This is a genomic window from Vibrio sp. D3 (assembly GCF_043995865.1).
GTDB lineage: Bacteria > Pseudomonadota > Gammaproteobacteria > Enterobacterales > Vibrionaceae > Vibrio > Vibrio diabolicus.
Window position 1 is genome coordinate 2,971,497 of record NZ_CP171887.1, and the last position, 16,443, is coordinate 2,987,939.

Consider the following 16,443-nt stretch of genomic DNA (forward strand, 5'->3'; position numbering starts at 1 on the left):
ATATATTGGAGCGACACACGAGGTTCGAACTCGTGACCTCAACCTTGGCAAGGTTGCGCTCTACCAACTGAGCTAGTGTCGCATTTCGTCACCGTTAAGCACGATGAGGGCTATATATTGGAGCGACACACGAGGTTCGAACTCGTGACCTCAACCTTGGCAAGGTTGCGCTCTACCAACTGAGCTAGTGTCGCATATTAACAGCAGTCGCTATTAATGGAATTTGGTTGCGGGGGCCGGATTTGAACCGACGACCTTCGGGTTATGAGCCCGACGAGCTACCAAGCTGCTCCACCCCGCGTCCGTATTGTGTCACCGTTAAGTACCGTGAGAACTATAAAACTGGAGCGACACACGAGGTTCGAACTCGTGACCTCAACCTTGGCAAGGTTGCGCTCTACCAACTGAGCTAGTGTCGCATATTAACAGCAGTCGCTATTAATGGAATTTGGTTGCGGGGGCCGGATTTGAACCGACGACCTTCGGGTTATGAGCCCGACGAGCTACCAAGCTGCTCCACCCCGCGTCCGTATTGTGTCACCGTTAAGTACCGTGAGAACTATGAAACTGGAGCGACACACGAGGTTCGAACTCGTGACCTCAACCTTGGCAAGGTTGCGCTCTACCAACTGAGCTAGTGTCGCATATCAACAGCAGTCGCTATTGATAGAATTTGGTTGCGGGGGCCGGATTTGAACCGACGACCTTCGGGTTATGAGCCCGACGAGCTACCAAGCTGCTCCACCCCGCGTCCGTATTGTGTCACCGTTAAGTACCGTGAGAACTATAAAACTGGAGCGACACACGAGGTTCGAACTCGTGACCTCAACCTTGGCAAGGTTGCGCTCTACCAACTGAGCTAGTGTCGCATATTAACAGCAGTCGCTATTAATAGAATTTGGTTGCGGGGGCCGGATTTGAACCGACGACCTTCGGGTTATGAGCCCGACGAGCTACCAAGCTGCTCCACCCCGCGTCCGTATTGTGTCACCGTTAAGTACCGTGAGAACTATGAAACTGGAGCGACACACGAGGTTCGAACTCGTGACCTCAACCTTGGCAAGGTTGCGCTCTACCAACTGAGCTAGTGTCGCATCAACAACGTTTCCGCTGTTTAGGGCTGCGAATTATAAGAGCATTTTTTTGTGATGCAAGTCCTTCCTTCAAAAAAACTTTATTTTTTTACTGAACGATGAAAAAGCAATCAAAAGCGATATAAATTACAACAATTTGGATCGCAACCTTAACAGTTAAATCTTGAAAATAGTACCACGATAGTACTTAAGTTCTGCAATCGACTCGCGAATGTCGTCCAAGGCCAAATGTGTTCCCTGTTTTGTGAACCCATTTAATACTTCAGGTTGCCAACGACGCGCCAATTCTTTAAGAGTGCTGACGTCAACATATCGGTAATGAAAGAACTCTTCTAATTCCGGCATGTGTTTGTACAAGAAGCGACGATCCTGCCCAATGCTGTTACCACATATTGGCGACGCCCCTTTCGGCACCCATTTTTCTAAGAATTCAATGGTTTGTGCGACCGCATCTTGTTCTGAGATTTTACTGTTGCGAACGCGTTCCACCAAGCCGCTTGCCGTATGCGTATTGGTGCACCAATCGTCCATTTTTGCTAGCTCTTCTTCCGGCTGATGAATCGCTAATACTGGACCTTCAGCCAAAATATTTAGCTCACTATCCGTGACAATAGAAGCAATTTCAATGATTTTGTGCGTTTCAGGATCAAGCCCTGTCATCTCTAAATCAACCCAAATTAGGTTTTGATCGCTAAAGGACATGGTTACGCCGCCTATTTGTTTATCGATAAAAGAGGTACTATACCTCAAAATACGGGAAACACGATACTCACGCAGAGCCAAGATCACGGCTCAACCATTTGAGTAAATTCACATAAAGTACAGAATTGTGGCAAAGAAGAAAAAGTTAACCAAAGGTCAAGTGCGACGCGTACGCAGCAACCAACAAAAGCGTTTAAAAAAGCAAGAAGAGTCCATCCAGTGGGATGAAAACATGCTAGGCGCAAGCAAACAAGGTCTCGTGATCACTCGTTTTGGCCAGCACGCGGATATTGAAGACCTTGAAACAGGCGAGATTCAACGCTGTAACCTTCGCCGTGGTATCGAATCTTTAGTATCTGGCGATCGAGTTTTATGGCGCGAAGGCTTGGAGTCTATGGCTGGCATTTCTGGCGTTGTTGAAGCGGTAGAACCCCGTTCTTCAGTGCTCACTCGTCCAGATTACTACGATGGCCTAAAGCCCGTAGCTGCCAATATTGATCAAATGGTCATTGTCTCCTCGGTACTGCCCGAGCTATCACTGAATATTATTGACCGTTACCTCGTAGCATCAGAAACACTGAATATCGCACCATTGCTGGTCTTAAACAAAGTCGATCTTCTAGAAGCCGATGATCGTGCAATGTATGAAGAATGGCTCAAAGAATATGAACGCATTGGCTATAAAGTGCTTCTGGTCAGCAAGAAATCTGGAGAAGGCATTGCTGAACTAGAAACCCTGCTGCGTGACCGCATTAATATCTTTGTTGGTCAATCAGGCGTAGGGAAATCCAGCTTAGTCAATGCGTTAATGCCAGAGCTAGAGAGCGAAGTGGAAGAAGGCGAAGTTTCCGAGAACTCTGGTTTAGGCCAACACACCACGACAGCAGCGCGCTTGTATCATATTCCGACGGGTGGCGACTTGATCGACTCTCCTGGAGTGCGTGAATTTGGGCTTTGGCATTTGGAAGCAGAAGAAGTAACGAAAGCATTCGTTGAATTCCGACCATACTTAGGCGGTTGTAAGTTCCGAGATTGTAAGCACAATGACGACCCTGGCTGCCTTCTACGTGAAGCTGTTGAGAAAGGGGAAATCAACGAAACTCGCTTTGAAAACTACCACCGCATTTTGGAAAGCATGGTTGAAAACAAAGCAAACCGTCAGTATTCACGCAATAAGAAAGCCGATCTGTAATTAAGTTAAGACTGCAACTGTGTAAAAAGTCTTCACCTAATACTGACAAGCAAATTAAATTTCAGTAACATCACGCGCCCTAAAGCGCGAATCTAACAGAAGTATCGGAATTAAAGATGGACAAGTTTAAAGTTGGACTGCAGTACTGGATCCCACAACACGGCCTCACTCGCCTAATGGGTAAACTGGCTTCAGCAAAAGCTGGCGGTCTAACAACAGCAGTTATTCGTTGGTTTATCAAACAATACAATGTGAACATGGATGAGGCGAAGCACTCAGATCCTAAGCATTTTAAAACGTTCAACGAGTTTTTCGTTCGTGAGCTAAAAGAGGGCGCACGCCCAATTTATGAAGGCGAAAACGTCATCACTCACCCAGCCGACGCTTGTGTTAGCCAATTTGGCCCTATTGAAGATGGTCAACTTATCCAAGCAAAAGGTCATCACTTCTCAGCGCAAGAACTGCTGGGCGGTGACGCGAATTTAGCAAACGAATTTAAAGATGGATCTTTTGCCACGCTGTACCTGTCTCCGCGCGATTACCATCGTGTACACATGCCGTGTGACGGCACACTGCGCCAAATGATTTACGTGCCTGGTGACCTGTTCTCGGTAAACCCACTTACGGCAGAAAACGTTCCAAATCTATTCGCACGTAACGAGCGTGTGGTGTGTATCTTTGACACTGAGTTTGGTCCAATGGCACAAGTGCTTGTTGGTGCGACAATTGTTGGCAGCATTGAGCAAGTGTGGGCTGGCACGATCACTCCGCCTCGTGGCAATACTGTCTACAAATGGGATTACCCAGCTGAGGGTGACAAGGCCGTGATCTTGAAAAAAGGCGAAGAGATGGGCCGCTTCAAACTGGGTTCTACTGTTATTAACCTGTTTGCCAAAGACGCGATTGAGTTTGACGCAAGCATGGAAAACGGTAAGCCAACCGTAATGGGCACACCTTACGCCTTGAAAAAATAAGCAAAACCCCGTTAAAAGAGCCCTTTCTCAAGGGCTCTTTTTATTGATAAAAAGCAAAATTCCGTTCAAAATTTAGCCTCTATTTCTCAAACTCATACCTGCCTCTAAGACCTTCATTCCACAATCAATTATCCTGCGCTTAGGATGAATATTTAGAGGGGCAGCCAATGCCAAAGATGAGTGTAAACACGCTGGCGAAATTGCTGGTGTGCTTTTTAATTCCGCTCGGTGTTTTGATGATGCCGATTGATGCTATTCCTATTGATGATCTTACTTTAATTCAGCATCGCCTGTTGGCTATTTTTCTTCTTGCTGCCCTACTTTGGGTTCTTGAGCCGGTCCCCGTTTTTGCTACGTCCATTCTTATTATCGCTCTTGAACTGATCATGATATCGGATAAAGGTTTGCATCTATTTCGCAATCCACCAGCGGGGCATGATTTGGGAGAGTTAATTGCTTACACCGATATTTTCTCTGCCTTCTCTTCACCGATCATTATTCTTTTTATGGGTGGGTTTGCCCTCGCCATCGCGGCTTCCAAATACGAACTCGACAACAATCTCGCCCGAGTGCTACTAAAACCATTCGGCACACAACCTAAGTTCATCATGCTGGGTTTGATGCTCATTACCGCCGTTTTTTCAATGTTCATGTCCAACACTGCCACGACGGTCATGATGTTGGCGCTGCTTGGTCCAATCGTCGCTTCTGCACCTAAAGGGGATTTAGGGATTAAAGCGCTGGTGCTGTGCATTCCAATTGCCGCGAATACTGGCGGCATTGCAACTCCGATAGGCACGCCACCTAACGCAATAGCGCTCCAATACCTCACCGGAGAAAACGCCATAGACTTCCTATCCTGGATGACAATGGGCCTACCATTTGTGCTGATACAACTCACTGTTGCTTGGTTTTTGTTGCAGAAGCTGTTTCCGTCCAGCGAACCAGAAATGAAACTAAAGCTGGATGGTACGTTCAAAAAGAGCTGGCGCGCGATCGTCGTCTACATCACTTTTTCACTAACCATTGTGTTTTGGATGACGACAAAAGTGCACGGCATGAACACGTATGTTGTTGCAATTATCCCTCTTGCGGTGTTCACCTTAACGGGCATTATGGGCAAAGAAGAACTCAAGCTGATTAACTGGGATGTTTTATGGCTGGTTGCTGGTGGTATCGCAATTGGTATTGCCTTAGACAAAACGGGCTTAGCCGAAGCATTAGCGCACGCCATTGATTACAGCTTACTATCACCATTTGCCGTTGTTTTTGCCCTATCGGTCGTATGTTGGTTAATGGCGAACTTTATGTCTAATACCGCAACGGCAAACTTATTAATGCCTATTGCTGCCGCTATTGGTACATCCATGCCAAGCCTTATTGCGGTTGGTGGCCTACAAGGTTTACTGGTTGTCGTCGCATTCTCCGCATCACTTGGCATGATCTTACCGGTTTCCACGCCACCAAACTCTTTGGCTTATTCAACAGGCCTAATCGAGAGCAAAGACATGGCGAAAGTGGGGCTGATTCTTGGTTTGATTGGTCTATTTATCGTGTATGGCGCAGTTTTGGTGCTGTTTTAATCGATAAGCTCCGTGACAGAGCTTGTTGTCATGGAGCTGCTCTCCATCTACTGCCCTCACAGAGCGGCTTTTACATCCCATAAATTTCGTGCATATTAAGACTCCTCAAATCTACAAGGACGTCGACACATCATGGGTTACGAATGGCTCGCTTTATGCGCCGCTTTTCTGTGGGCAGTTTCTAGCCTAATTTCGGTCATACCTGCACAACACCTAGGCGCATTTTCTTACAGCCGCTGGCGCATGGGCTGTACGGCCGTAATCTTATCAACAATGGCCTGGATAACTGACGGCTGGTTAACGGTTTCTTGGGAACATGTAACGCCAATGATGGCGTCGGGTCTGATTGGAATTTTCATCGGTGATACCGCTCTGTTTGCGTGCTTGAATCGTATGGGGCCAAGACAAGCCGGACTACTGTTTTCCTGCCATGCGGTATTCTCGGCCATTTTGGGCTACTTCTTATTTAGTGAAGTCATGACCACAATAGAACTACTGGGCGCATCATTGGTATTTAGCGGCGTGGTGATGGCGATATTCTTTGGTCGAAGAGGCCAAGTGAATAACGTCTTGGAAGACATTAAAGGTAACATCTGGGTGGGCATTGGACTTGGCTTAACCGCAGCAATGTGCCAAGCATTGGGCGGCATCATCGCCAAGCCAGTAATGCAAACCAGCATTGACCCCGTTGCGGCTTCTGCTATTCGAATGATCAGTGCATTTTTCGCCCACAGCATGTTGTTAGTTCTGGGGGTCAAAATCGCTCGCTCGACACAACACATTACTTGGCGAATATTTGGTATTACTGCGCTTAACGGTTTCTTGGCGATGGCCGTCGGCATGACGCTGATCTTATACGCACTGCAAGAAGGAAATGTAGGTATGGTTGCACTGCTATCTTCAACCACGCCAATTATGTTGCTACCGCTACTCTGGATTTACACTAAACGCCGACCAAACCGATTTGCATGGTTGGGCGCAGCCCTAGCTGTGATTGGTGCTGGCATTTTGGTTCAATAACCTTACAGACCAGCCCTTGTTGCCAGATACAAAAAAGCCCGAGTTTAAACTCGGGCTTTTGTCATTCTGAGCAGTTAGTTAATTATTTAACTAGCACTTCACCCGTCATTTCTGCTGGGATTTCTAGACCTGCTAGAGAAAGCATGGTTGGTGCAAGGTCAGACAGTTTTCCGCCTTCTTTGAACTCAACCGCTTTATCACCTACGTAAATAAGAGGAACCGGTAGGTTAGTGTGCGCTGTGTGAGTACCACCCGTTTCTGGGTCAACCATCATTTCTGCGTTACCGTGGTCCGCAGTGATCAGTAGCTGACCGCCAACTTCTTTGATTGCTTCAACTACTTTGCCAACACTTTCATCTAGCGCTTCGATTGCTTTCTCAGCTGCTTCGTAAACGCCAGTGTGACCAACCATATCTGCGTTCGGGTAGTTACAGATGATAGTGTCGAACTTACCAGACTTGATCGCCGCAACCAGTTTCTCTGTAAGCTCAGGGGAGCTCATTTCTGGCTGAAGGTCGTAAGTGGCTACTTTTGGAGAAGCAACAAGCTGGCGCTCTTCGCCTTCAAATTCGTTTTCAACACCGCCGTTGAAGAAGAAAGTCACGTGTGCGTATTTCTCTGTTTCAGAGATACGTAGCTGAGTTTGACCTTGCTTAGACAGCCACTCACCGTACGTGTTTTCTAGAGACGCTGGTGGGAATGCGATTGCTAGAGGGATATCTGCCGCGTATTGAGTCAACATAACGAAGTTAACTGCCGGGAATACCGCACGCTCAAAACCATCAAAGTCAGGCACGAATGCGCGAGTGATTTGACGAGCACGGTCAGCACGGTAGTTCATGAAGATAACCGCATCACCGTCTTGCATGATTGCGTCTTCTTCGCCTTCCGCTTTAATTGCTGTCGCTTTCACGAACTCATCGTTCTCTTCACGAGCGTAAGCGGCTTCTAGACCAGCAACGGCGGTTTCTGCTGTAAACTCAGCTTTCGCTTGAGTCAGAAGATCGTAAGCCACTTGAACGCGATCCCAGTTGTTGTCACGGTCCATAGCGTAGTAGCGACCTACTAGAGAAGCAACACGACCTTTACCTAGTTTCGCGAATAGATCTTGGAAACGTTGTAGCGAGTTTTCAGCACTACGTGGTGGCGTGTCACGACCGTCTAGGAAACAGTGTAGGTAGATTTTCTCAGCGCCACGAGCCGCTGCCATTTCAACCGCTGCGTAGATATGGTCTTCATGAGAGTGTACGCCACCTGGAGACATCAGACCCATGATGTGTACCGCTTTCTCTGCTTTAACAGCAGCATCAACTGCTTCAACAAGCGCTGGCGTTTCAGCGAACTCACCGTCAGCGATCGATTTAGTGATACGAGTTAGATCTTGGTATACAACGCGACCTGCGCCAATGTTAGTGTGACCAACTTCTGAGTTACCCATTTGACCATCAGGAAGGCCAACATCCATGCCTGAAGCAGAGATTAGAGTGTGTGGGTTATTCGCAATCAGAGCATCCATTACTGGTGTTTTCGCATTCGCAATTGCGTTACTTGCTGTGTCTTCACGGTAACCGTAACCGTCAAGGATAACTAGAGCCAGTGGCTTCTTAGCTGACATAGTGATGACCTCATCAAATTTAAGTAACTTTTGGCGTAGGGCCTCGCTGCCCTATCTAACCTTGAAACAAAACTAGCGTAATTTTACTACACTTTTTAACCAAAACTGTAGGTTAAGATCAAATAATGTTTGCGATTTATTGTTGCTATCTTACAAGTTAAGAGAACAACGAGTCAGTGCCGACAAACGTGTTCCACAAGCATAGTCATTCCTAATACGCTTTGTACACCCCAGTCTAGGTTCGGTTTTCTTACGCTTCTGATTCTTGTTTTTGCACCCGAAACAGCGCTTATTTAACGCATTATCGAACAAGATTGGTTAGTACCTATTGTTCGCTTTTTTTGGTAAAACAAAAGTCACTTAAGTCGATAAATCCAATAGGCAAAAACAATCAAGCTACCATAGTCCAATGCACGGATGGCAATAACATAAAGGGTTTATAGAGATCTCAATTATTCGTTAGAAAATTTTAACCCTCTCGCCTAAGAGGCTTAACCCCGCTATACTCCTGCTTTATTTTTCCGCCAACAGCGTAAGAGCTCAAGACATGCAAGAGTACATTGAATTTTTCCAACAGAACATGATTCTATCTTTGGTTTGGGTAGGTCTTCTTGTCGCCTTTATCATGAACATCGTGAAGTCAGCGACGGCCGCATACAAAGAAATCAACGTAAACCAACTGACTCATCTTATGAACCGTGAAAACGGCGTTGTAGTGGATATCCGCACAAAGGACGAGTTCAAAAAAGGTCATATCACCGACTCACTTCACATTTTACCGTCAGATATCAAAGCGGGTAACTTTGGTAGCCTTGAAAACCACAAATCAGACCCAATCATTGTGGTATGCAAGACAGGGCAAAACGCTCAAGAAAGCGCGAACCTATTAGTAAAAGCAGGCTTTGAAAAAGTAAGCCTACTGAAGAACGGCTTGATTGCATGGAACGAAGCGAACCTGCCTTTAGTTCGTGGTAAAAAGTAATACCCGGCAGCTTCGATAACGGGGCAGAGGCAAAAGATAAGGTACGCATTCCAGCGTGTTTTTGCCAAGCTTCGTGGATAATAAACTGAGCAAATTGAAAGCAGTTGAAGCATTAAGTTGTGACGCTTTGCACGTAATACACGCTTCATCTAGTCAAGGTAGATTGGCTCAGTTAGTCTCGGGACATACCAGTTTTCTGAGTTTAGACGTTTCTAGGCTCTACAAATATTTATTTAAGGATTAAAAAATGGCTGAAGCAGCACCTCAAGAAGCACAACAAAACTTCGCAATTCAACGCATCTTCCTAAAAGACGTTTCTTTCGAAGCGCCAAACTCTCCAGTAATCTTCCAAAAAGAATGGAACCCAGACGTTAAACTAGACCTAGACACTCAAAGCCGTGAGCTTGGTGAAGGCGTTTACGAAGTGGTTCTACGTCTAACTGTAACTGTGAAGAACGAAGAAGAAACAGCGTTCCTATGTGAAGTTCAACAAGGTGGTATCTTCACTGCTGAGCAAATGGAAGCAGGCCAACTTGCACATTGCCTAGGCGCATTCTGCCCGAACATCCTATTCCCATACGCTCGTGAAACTATCTCAAGCCTAGTGGTTAAAGGTACGTTCCCTCAACTGAACCTAGCGCCAGTTAACTTCGACGCGCTATTCATGAACTACCTACAACAGCAAGCTCAACAAGGCGAAGCTGAAGCGTAATTCACGTTTTGTAAGTGACGAATAGCCTGAGTGCTGACGTCACCGACTCTAATAAAATGCACAGAGCGTCTACCATCCGATGCAATGTGCATTTTTTATTTCTGACAAAAGTTCCTAGTTCCTAATCGCCAGAAGGCGTAAAATTTGACGATTAGGAACTAGATTCTACTAGTAGAAAGACAATTAGGCGGTAGCATGACACAAGCAAATACAAACAATGCTTACGGTAAAGACATCGCAATGACGGTGATTGGCGCAGGTTCATACGGTACCTCTCTGGCGATCTCACTCGCTCGTAACGGCGCGAACGTAGTCCTTTGGGGACACGAGCCTGAGCACATGGCACGTTTAGAAGCGGATCGCGCGAACCATGCCTTCTTACCTGATGTTGATTTCCCTGAAAGCTTGATCATTGAATCGGATTTAGAAAAAGCCGTACAAGCAAGCCGAGATTTATTGGTTGTGGTTCCAAGCCATGTTTTTGGCATCGTACTGAACAGCTGTAAGCCTTTCTTACGTGAAGACTCTCGTATCTGCTGGGCAACCAAAGGTCTTGAGCCAGAAACGGGTCGTCTGCTGAAAGACGTCGCTTATGACATTATCGGTGAAAACTACTCACTGGCTGTATTGTCTGGCCCAACGTTCGCCAAAGAGCTCGCGATGGGCATGCCTACTGCAATTTCAGTTGCTTCTCCAGATGCTGAATTTGTCGCTGACCTACAAGAAAAAATCCACTGCAGCAAAACCTTCCGCGTGTACGCCAATAGTGACTTTATCGGCATGCAATTGGGCGGTGCGGTGAAAAACGTTATCGCAATTGGTGCGGGTATGTCTGACGGCATCGGTTTTGGAGCCAACGCGCGTACTGCATTGATTACTCGTGGTTTGGCCGAAATGAGCCGTCTTGGTGCTGCGCTTGGTGCAAAACCAGAAACCTTCATGGGTATGGCTGGTTTGGGCGACCTTGTCCTAACGTGTACCGACAATCAATCACGCAACCGCCGCTTTGGTTTAGCGCTAGGTCAAGGTAAAGACGTCGACACGGCACAAGAAGAAATTGGCCAAGTCGTAGAAGGCTACCGCAACACGAAAGAAGTATGGATGCTCTCTCAACGCATGGGTGTTGAGATGCCAATTGTTGATCAAATTTATCAAGTATTGTATCAAGGGAAGGATGCACGCCTGGCAGCGCAAGATTTACTTGCTCGTGACAAAAAAGCCGAAGGAAAGTAGCACTCTACGCCCCTTCGCACCTCATCTGAGAAGAATAGAAGTTGTCGGGTCACGGAAGAACCACTCAGGATATTGAGAATGAAACACTGCGAAAAACAAAAAGTCTGGAACAGAATTGTCTCAGAAGCCCGCGAAATGTCAGAGCAAGAGCCAATGCTGGCCAGCTTTTACCATGCCACCATCATCAAGCATGAAAGTTTCTGTGCCGCGCTCAGCTACATTTTGGCAAACAAGTTAAACACGGCATCGATGCCAGCAATGGCAGTACGTGAAGTGGTAGAAGAAGCGTTCTCTGCCGACCCAACCATTACCGATTGTGCCGCTTGTGACATTTGTGCCACGGTTAATCGCGACCCTGCAGTTTCGATGTACTCTATGCCGCTGCTGTACTTAAAGGGCTACCACGCTCTGCAAGGCTACCGCGTGGCAAACTGGCTATGGAAACAAGGGCGCCATGCACTGGCAACCTACCTGCAAAACCAAATTTCGGTTGCGTGTCAGGTAGACATTCACCCAGCAGCACGCATTGGTAGTGGCATCATGCTCGACCACGCAACGGGGATCGTCATCGGTGAAACTGCAGTTATCGATAATGACGTCTCAATTCTACAAGACGTTACCTTAGGCGGTACGGGTAAAGAGTGCGGCGATCGTCACCCGAAAATCCGTGAAGGTGTGATGATTGGTGCAGGTGCAAAAATTCTTGGCAATATCGAAGTGGGCGAAGGCGCAAAAATCGGCTCTTGCTCTGTGGTATTGCAAGCAGTGCCACCACACACAACTGTGGCGGGGGTTCCTGCGAAAATCGTCGGTCGTCCAAAAACGGACAAACCTTCTCTCGATATGGATCAAGGCTTTAATGGTAAATCACAAAGCTTTATCCATGGAGATGGTATTTAATCGTCAACAAACCTTTTGACAACAACGTGGTAGGTAAATCTCAAGTGCGAAAACAAAATCACCCTGTTCTACGCTCGGCTATTTTATTAACTTGTGCTTTATCTGCCACATATCCCCTCGCCTCTTCTGCCGCTAGTCAACAAGAGCTCAAAGGCGTATCAAGTGAGATAAGCCGTCAACGCAAATCTCTCTCGTCCCAAGAAAAGCAACTCAATGAGCTACAAAAATCGCTCAAAGAGCAAGAACTTGGCATTTCTAAACTTGAACGCGAAATAAGACAAACCAAATCTGAGCTGGCACAAGCAGACAAAAACATAGACAAGCTAGAAGAGAAAATTGCCTTGCAAGAAGCGCAGCGCCAAGAGCAAGAGGAAGAGCTCAAACAGTTACTGCAAACGTATTACGTGACCGAACGAGCGAAAGCCAATGGTCACTTGTTGAATCAAGGTGTGGAAGAAGACCGCATGAGTCAATACTTCCAGCACTTAGCCAAAGCGCGTGCGGAAGTGATTGATGCTATCACCAAAACCACTCAAGAATTGGCACACAACAAAAACCAGCTTGAGCTAGAAAAAGAGCAAATCGAGACGTTACTCAAACAGCAATCTGAGAAACGTACGGCGCTGGCAAGTACACAATCCAAACGTAAGCAAACCCTGAATAAAATTCAGAGCAGTATCAAGAACGATAAACGCTACCTTGCTGAACTGCAGCGCAACGAAACACGCCTAAAAGCCGAGATCGCCAAAGCGGCTAAGCGTAATGCCGTGCCAATGGACGGACTGGGCAAACAGCGTGGTAAACTGCCATGGCCACTCAAAGGTCGTGTATTACACAACTTCGGTACTCGCCAAACCGGGCAAGTAAACTGGAAGGGAATGGTGCTTGCGGCCAATTATGGTCAACAAGTGAAAGCCGTTTACCCGGGCACTGTCGTATTTGCGGAGTATTTACGCGGTTATGGCTTAGTGGTGTTGCTTGACCACGGCAAAGGTGATATGACGCTCTACGGCTACAACCAAGCGTTGACGAAAAAAGAAGGCGATCGCGTGACCGCTGGCGAAGTGATCGCTCTTGCGGGTGATACTGGCGGGCAAGATCGCGCATCACTCTACTTCGAAATTCGCCGCAACAGTGAAGCGCAAAACCCGAAATCTTGGTTGAAGCGCTGATTATCTGACTCATCGACTTATAATAAAAAAGGAGCCACTCGGCTCCTTTTTTGTATTCATATTTTGGCAAATGCTATGCGTAGTACGTTTCTACCGCATCAATAAAAGCACTTACATCATCTTTGCTTAATGCGTTGATGCCTGCCGCCGCTTCTCGGCCGCCACCAGTTGGAAACTGCCCACACACGGCAACGGCGCCTTGTTTGTTGTTCAACGGGGCACGGAGTGAAACCGTATAAGTCCCATCTGAATTTTCAGTAAGTACCGCATGCGCAGAGTCAGGGGTCTGGTTTGCTAGCCAGTTGCCATAAACACCACTGATTCGGCGTGATGCCGCCGTGTTTGGTAACTCAAACAACTTCAGCTTACCGCTCTCATGCATGGCAGGCACTGAGAGAGCCGCCTCCATGTCTTGTTGGTAAGCCGATTGCAATTGGTAGTATGGCGAGGCCTTATCTTCAATAGCTTCAAATGGCGACGTGTACTTCAGCAAAGCTCGGTACAGCTCCGCAGGGTGAAAGTGTAAATCTTCGACTTTCGATCCGTAGCCGTTGTAGTTAATTAAAGTACCCAGCTCTTTTAGCTGCTCTTTCTGTTGCCGCGACAAGCCCGCGTTATTCGCTAACTCATCGGCTTTAGCAATCATGTTATCGCCATAAGCCGCCGTAATCGCCCAGTCATGAAAACGCCCATCAAGCAACTTATCGACAATCAACGCCGTGCACATGTTGGCATCGAGATCGATGTGCGCATCCAAGTTGCCATGCTGAGGAATATCACCCGCCTTATGATGATCGGCGTAAAACACGTGCGCGCCTTGAGCCAATGCTTGCTCTAGACCGACCATGTTCTTTTCCATCGAAATGTCTAACACCGTTAGCTCATCACCCGCTTGCACGTCTACTTTTTCCACCAGCTTGATGTCGCGCTTTACACCAGTAATTAACTGAGCCTCGATAGGATCAGCCAAGCGTAATTGTAGAAGCGCAATGATGCCATCAGCATCGCCATTAAAAATGTCGTAATTCATGGAGCGATAGTTCCTTTATCGAGAGTCATATCCCAGAGAGGGCTGAACGGTATGAGGACTATTGTGCGTGGCATATTTGACAAGTCAACTCGAGCCACGACTCGAAAATGAGAGTGACTCTCGAAATATTAAGCAGTTTGACGATTAACTGTGTAGATTGCTGACTGCATCTTCCAGTAACAGTAGCTGCTCTAACCCCTGCTCAGTTGCTAATGGCTTAACGACATTAAGCATCTGCAACATCCCTTGCTTCACCATTTGCTCAGTGATGCTGGTTTTCGAAGCCATTGCAGATTGATACGCCAACCAGCTACACGCAATCAAATGCAATGTACACACCAGTGACTTCAACTGCTGTTGATCAACATTAAGCAGCTTTAGCGATACAAACTCCTGCATGATCGCAATGAGGTTCGCTTGCAGCTTTTCTTGCACATCGATGTACTGCTCATGCAACTGTTCATCTCGTGACAAGATTTCTGGTAGGTTCGCGTAGAAAAAGCGGTATTTCCACATTAGCGTAAAGATGGAGTCTAGGTAGCTCTTCAGCATAGTCAGGCTTTCTTGTGAGCCTTGAATAGGGGTAAATCTTTCTAAAAGTTCTGCTGAATAAAGCGCAAAGATCTCACGAACGATTTCTTGCTTATTACGGAAGTGGTAATACAGATTACCTGGGCTAATTTCGATGTGATCGGCAATGTGATTGGTGGTGATGTTGCGTTCACCATGTTGGTTGAACAACTCCAGTGCCGCGTAGACGATTTTGTCGCGCGTTTTCATTGTTATCGTGTTCCCTCTTCATTAACGAATCGAGTATAGCGACTTCACCAACCTAGGTCGATAGAGGCTCCAAATACGGTAACATAACAGACCAGTTAGAATACCCGTTGAGTTGGCGACAAGGTCTAACCAAGAAGTTTGTCTTCCAACATACCCTTGTAGCCATTCGATGGCAGCACTAAATAATAAGATACCAATCGCCACCGCCCAACGTTGACGCCAACGCCACACGCAAAAGCAACCTAAAAACGCAAATCCGCTGTACGCCATGGCGTGCTGCATTTTATCAAGATACGCAATGTTGCCCCAATCTTGCAACTCTCCCGAGCTCAACGATAAGTAAGCGATCAGTATTGCGTAGCTGAGAATGACCAAACGTGCAGCAGCCAAGTTCATTGAATATCCTTATGCGATTGGGAATGGAAAAGCCGTCACTTGATCAATGTGGTCACAGCCGAGCGCTAGCATGATCAAACGATCGATGCCTAACGCAACACCCGCACAATCTGGCAACCCTGCCTCCAATGCGGAGATCAAATGATAGTCGATTGGCTGCGGTTTTAAACCCATGTCGAGACGCTTCGCGTTATCTTGTTCAAAACGCGCCAGTTGCTCTTTCGGGTTATCGAGTTCATGGAACCCATTTGCCAGCTCAATTCCCTTAAAATACACCTCAAAGCGATCCGCAACACGATGGTCTTGAGGATTGATTTTCGCAAGCGCCGCCTGTGATGCCGGGAAGTCGTACACGAAAGCAGGCACATCCTGCCCAATTTTGTGTTCGACTCCCACGCTAAATAGCAATTGCAGTAACGTATCGCGATCTTCTTCAGGCTCTGCAATGTCACTTAAACCCAGCTTGCTTGCCGCTGTTTTCAGCTCCGTCATCGAGCCTTCTAGTGGACACACACCCAACACATCAATGAAGGCTTGTTGATACGTCATGCGCTGCGCTGCACCACACTTCAATACCAACTGCAACAGATCATCCATTTCATCCATCAGCTTGTGATGGTCAAAGCCAACGCGATACCACTCCAACATCGTGAATTCTGGATTGTGGTAACGACCATTTTCTTCGTTACGAAATGCTTTGTTGATTTGATAAATACAACCGCTACCCGCTGCCAAAAGACGCTTCATGTGGAATTCAGGGCTGGTCATAAAGAACAGCTTACTGCCATCGGCGTAACCCGGACCAACAAACTCGGTTTGGAAAGTATGCAAATGAATGTCGGTCACGGTTGCGTGACTCATGGCTGGCGTGTCGACTTCCATCACCTGTCGATCAGCGAAGAATTGGCGAATCGACGCGATTAACGTCGCACGTTGACGAAGTTGGTCAATGGAAGCAGTAGGTTGCCAGTTGGTTTGCATAACAAGTCTCTCAAACTTTAATTCAGCGAGGAAAGTCTCATTCTACATGCTTTTTACTCTTCAAGAAGAGAGGAATA

Annotated in this window: 15 protein-coding genes and 10 tRNA genes; 9 read left to right on the top strand and 16 right to left on the bottom strand. The window is 46.9% G+C overall.

Annotated elements, in window-relative coordinates; translation table 11 throughout:
• Positions 1-6: 6 nt before the first annotated feature.
• The 11 genes from ACHFJ9_RS21760 to orn all read right to left on the bottom strand — a co-directional run bounded on the left by ACHFJ9_RS21760 (position 7) and on the right by orn (position 1,796).
• Positions 7-82: transfer RNA gene (locus tag ACHFJ9_RS21760), tRNA-Gly, on the bottom strand.
• A gap of 36 nt (positions 83-118) precedes the next feature.
• Positions 119-194, bottom strand: a tRNA-Gly gene (locus tag ACHFJ9_RS21765).
• Positions 195-224: 30 nt separating this feature from the next.
• A tRNA-Met gene (locus ACHFJ9_RS21770) sits at positions 225-301 on the bottom strand.
• A 42-nt stretch (positions 302-343) separates the two neighbouring features.
• A tRNA-Gly gene (locus ACHFJ9_RS21775) sits at positions 344-419 on the bottom strand.
• Between the two features lie 30 nt (positions 420-449).
• A tRNA-Met gene (locus tag ACHFJ9_RS21780) sits at positions 450-526 on the bottom strand.
• Positions 527-568: 42 nt separating this feature from the next.
• A tRNA-Gly gene (locus tag ACHFJ9_RS21785) sits at positions 569-644 on the bottom strand.
• Positions 645-674: 30 nt separating this feature from the next.
• Positions 675-751 (bottom strand) — tRNA-Met (locus ACHFJ9_RS21790).
• A gap of 42 nt (positions 752-793) precedes the next feature.
• Positions 794-869 (bottom strand) — tRNA-Gly (locus ACHFJ9_RS21795).
• A gap of 30 nt (positions 870-899) precedes the next feature.
• Positions 900-976, bottom strand: a tRNA-Met gene (locus ACHFJ9_RS21800).
• Between the two features lie 42 nt (positions 977-1,018).
• Positions 1,019-1,094: transfer RNA gene (locus tag ACHFJ9_RS21805), tRNA-Gly, on the bottom strand.
• Between the two features lie 156 nt (positions 1,095-1,250).
• Positions 1,251-1,796, bottom strand: a complete 546-nt coding sequence (gene orn, locus ACHFJ9_RS21810; protein ID WP_005395387.1) for an oligoribonuclease — start codon at positions 1,794-1,796, stop codon at positions 1,251-1,253.
• A 127-nt stretch (positions 1,797-1,923) separates the two neighbouring features.
• Here orn and rsgA point away from each other — a divergent pair, with 127 nt between their 5' ends.
• From rsgA to ACHFJ9_RS21830, 4 genes are all read left to right on the top strand, one after another.
• Positions 1,924-2,988 carry a small ribosomal subunit biogenesis GTPase RsgA gene (gene rsgA, locus ACHFJ9_RS21815; RefSeq protein ID WP_005395388.1) on the top strand — a complete coding sequence of 355 codons (1,065 nt, stop codon included), beginning with the start codon at positions 1,924-1,926 and terminating at the stop codon, positions 2,986-2,988.
• Positions 2,989-3,104: 116 nt separating this feature from the next.
• Positions 3,105-3,962, top strand: coding sequence for an archaetidylserine decarboxylase (gene asd / locus ACHFJ9_RS21820; RefSeq protein ID WP_268854048.1), 858 nt, complete (start codon positions 3,105-3,107; stop codon positions 3,960-3,962).
• A gap of 167 nt (positions 3,963-4,129) precedes the next feature.
• Entirely contained in the window at positions 4,130-5,545 is a 1,416-nt protein-coding gene (locus ACHFJ9_RS21825) for an SLC13 family permease (protein WP_395356284.1), read from the top strand.
• A 132-nt stretch (positions 5,546-5,677) separates the two neighbouring features.
• Positions 5,678-6,565 carry a DMT family transporter gene (locus tag ACHFJ9_RS21830; RefSeq protein ID WP_395356286.1) on the top strand — a complete coding sequence of 296 codons (888 nt, stop codon included), beginning with the start codon at positions 5,678-5,680 and terminating at the stop codon, positions 6,563-6,565.
• 82 nt (positions 6,566-6,647) lie between these two features.
• Here ACHFJ9_RS21830 and gpmM read toward each other — a convergent pair whose 3' ends face one another.
• Positions 6,648-8,180: a 2,3-bisphosphoglycerate-independent phosphoglycerate mutase gene (gene gpmM / locus ACHFJ9_RS21835; protein ID WP_005395398.1), complete on the bottom strand. Its 1,533-nt coding sequence runs from the start codon at positions 8,178-8,180 to the stop codon at positions 6,648-6,650.
• Between the two features lie 547 nt (positions 8,181-8,727).
• Between gpmM and ACHFJ9_RS21840 the strand changes: the two genes are divergently transcribed.
• The 5 genes from ACHFJ9_RS21840 to ACHFJ9_RS21860 all read left to right on the top strand — a co-directional run bounded on the left by ACHFJ9_RS21840 (position 8,728) and on the right by ACHFJ9_RS21860 (position 13,179).
• Positions 8,728-9,162: a rhodanese-like domain-containing protein gene (locus ACHFJ9_RS21840; protein WP_005395399.1), complete on the top strand. Its 435-nt coding sequence runs from the start codon at positions 8,728-8,730 to the stop codon at positions 9,160-9,162.
• Between the two features lie 247 nt (positions 9,163-9,409).
• Positions 9,410-9,874 (top strand): protein-export chaperone SecB, encoded by a 465-nt coding sequence (gene secB / locus ACHFJ9_RS21845; RefSeq protein WP_005395400.1) that lies wholly within the window; start codon positions 9,410-9,412, stop codon positions 9,872-9,874.
• A 195-nt stretch (positions 9,875-10,069) separates the two neighbouring features.
• The gene (gene gpsA / locus ACHFJ9_RS21850) at positions 10,070-11,107 is read left to right on the top strand and encodes an NAD(P)H-dependent glycerol-3-phosphate dehydrogenase (protein WP_005395404.1); all 1,038 of its coding nucleotides are present in this window, start codon (positions 10,070-10,072) and stop codon (positions 11,105-11,107) included.
• 78 nt (positions 11,108-11,185) lie between these two features.
• Positions 11,186-12,007: a serine O-acetyltransferase gene (gene cysE, locus ACHFJ9_RS21855; RefSeq protein ID WP_005395410.1), complete on the top strand. Its 822-nt coding sequence runs from the start codon at positions 11,186-11,188 to the stop codon at positions 12,005-12,007.
• 26 nt (positions 12,008-12,033) lie between these two features.
• Positions 12,034-13,179, top strand: coding sequence for a murein hydrolase activator EnvC family protein (locus tag ACHFJ9_RS21860; protein ID WP_048626686.1), 1,146 nt, complete (start codon positions 12,034-12,036; stop codon positions 13,177-13,179).
• Between the two features lie 73 nt (positions 13,180-13,252).
• On the opposite strand, the gene ACHFJ9_RS21865 is transcribed toward ACHFJ9_RS21860, so the two are convergent.
• The 4 genes from ACHFJ9_RS21865 to epmA form a co-directional block, all read right to left on the bottom strand.
• Positions 13,253-14,209, bottom strand: a complete 957-nt coding sequence (locus ACHFJ9_RS21865) for a DHH family phosphoesterase (protein WP_176320533.1) — start codon at positions 14,207-14,209, stop codon at positions 13,253-13,255.
• Between the two features lie 144 nt (positions 14,210-14,353).
• Positions 14,354-14,989, bottom strand: a complete 636-nt coding sequence (locus ACHFJ9_RS21870) for a TetR/AcrR family transcriptional regulator (RefSeq protein ID WP_005395413.1) — start codon at positions 14,987-14,989, stop codon at positions 14,354-14,356.
• Between the two features lie 21 nt (positions 14,990-15,010).
• Complete coding sequence (locus ACHFJ9_RS21875) at positions 15,011-15,385, bottom strand: VanZ family protein (protein ID WP_005395414.1); 375 nt, start codon at positions 15,383-15,385, stop codon at positions 15,011-15,013.
• Between the two features lie 9 nt (positions 15,386-15,394).
• Positions 15,395-16,366, bottom strand: a complete 972-nt coding sequence (gene epmA / locus ACHFJ9_RS21880) for an elongation factor P--(R)-beta-lysine ligase (protein WP_054868158.1) — start codon at positions 16,364-16,366, stop codon at positions 15,395-15,397.
• Positions 16,367-16,443: the final 77 nt, after the last annotated feature.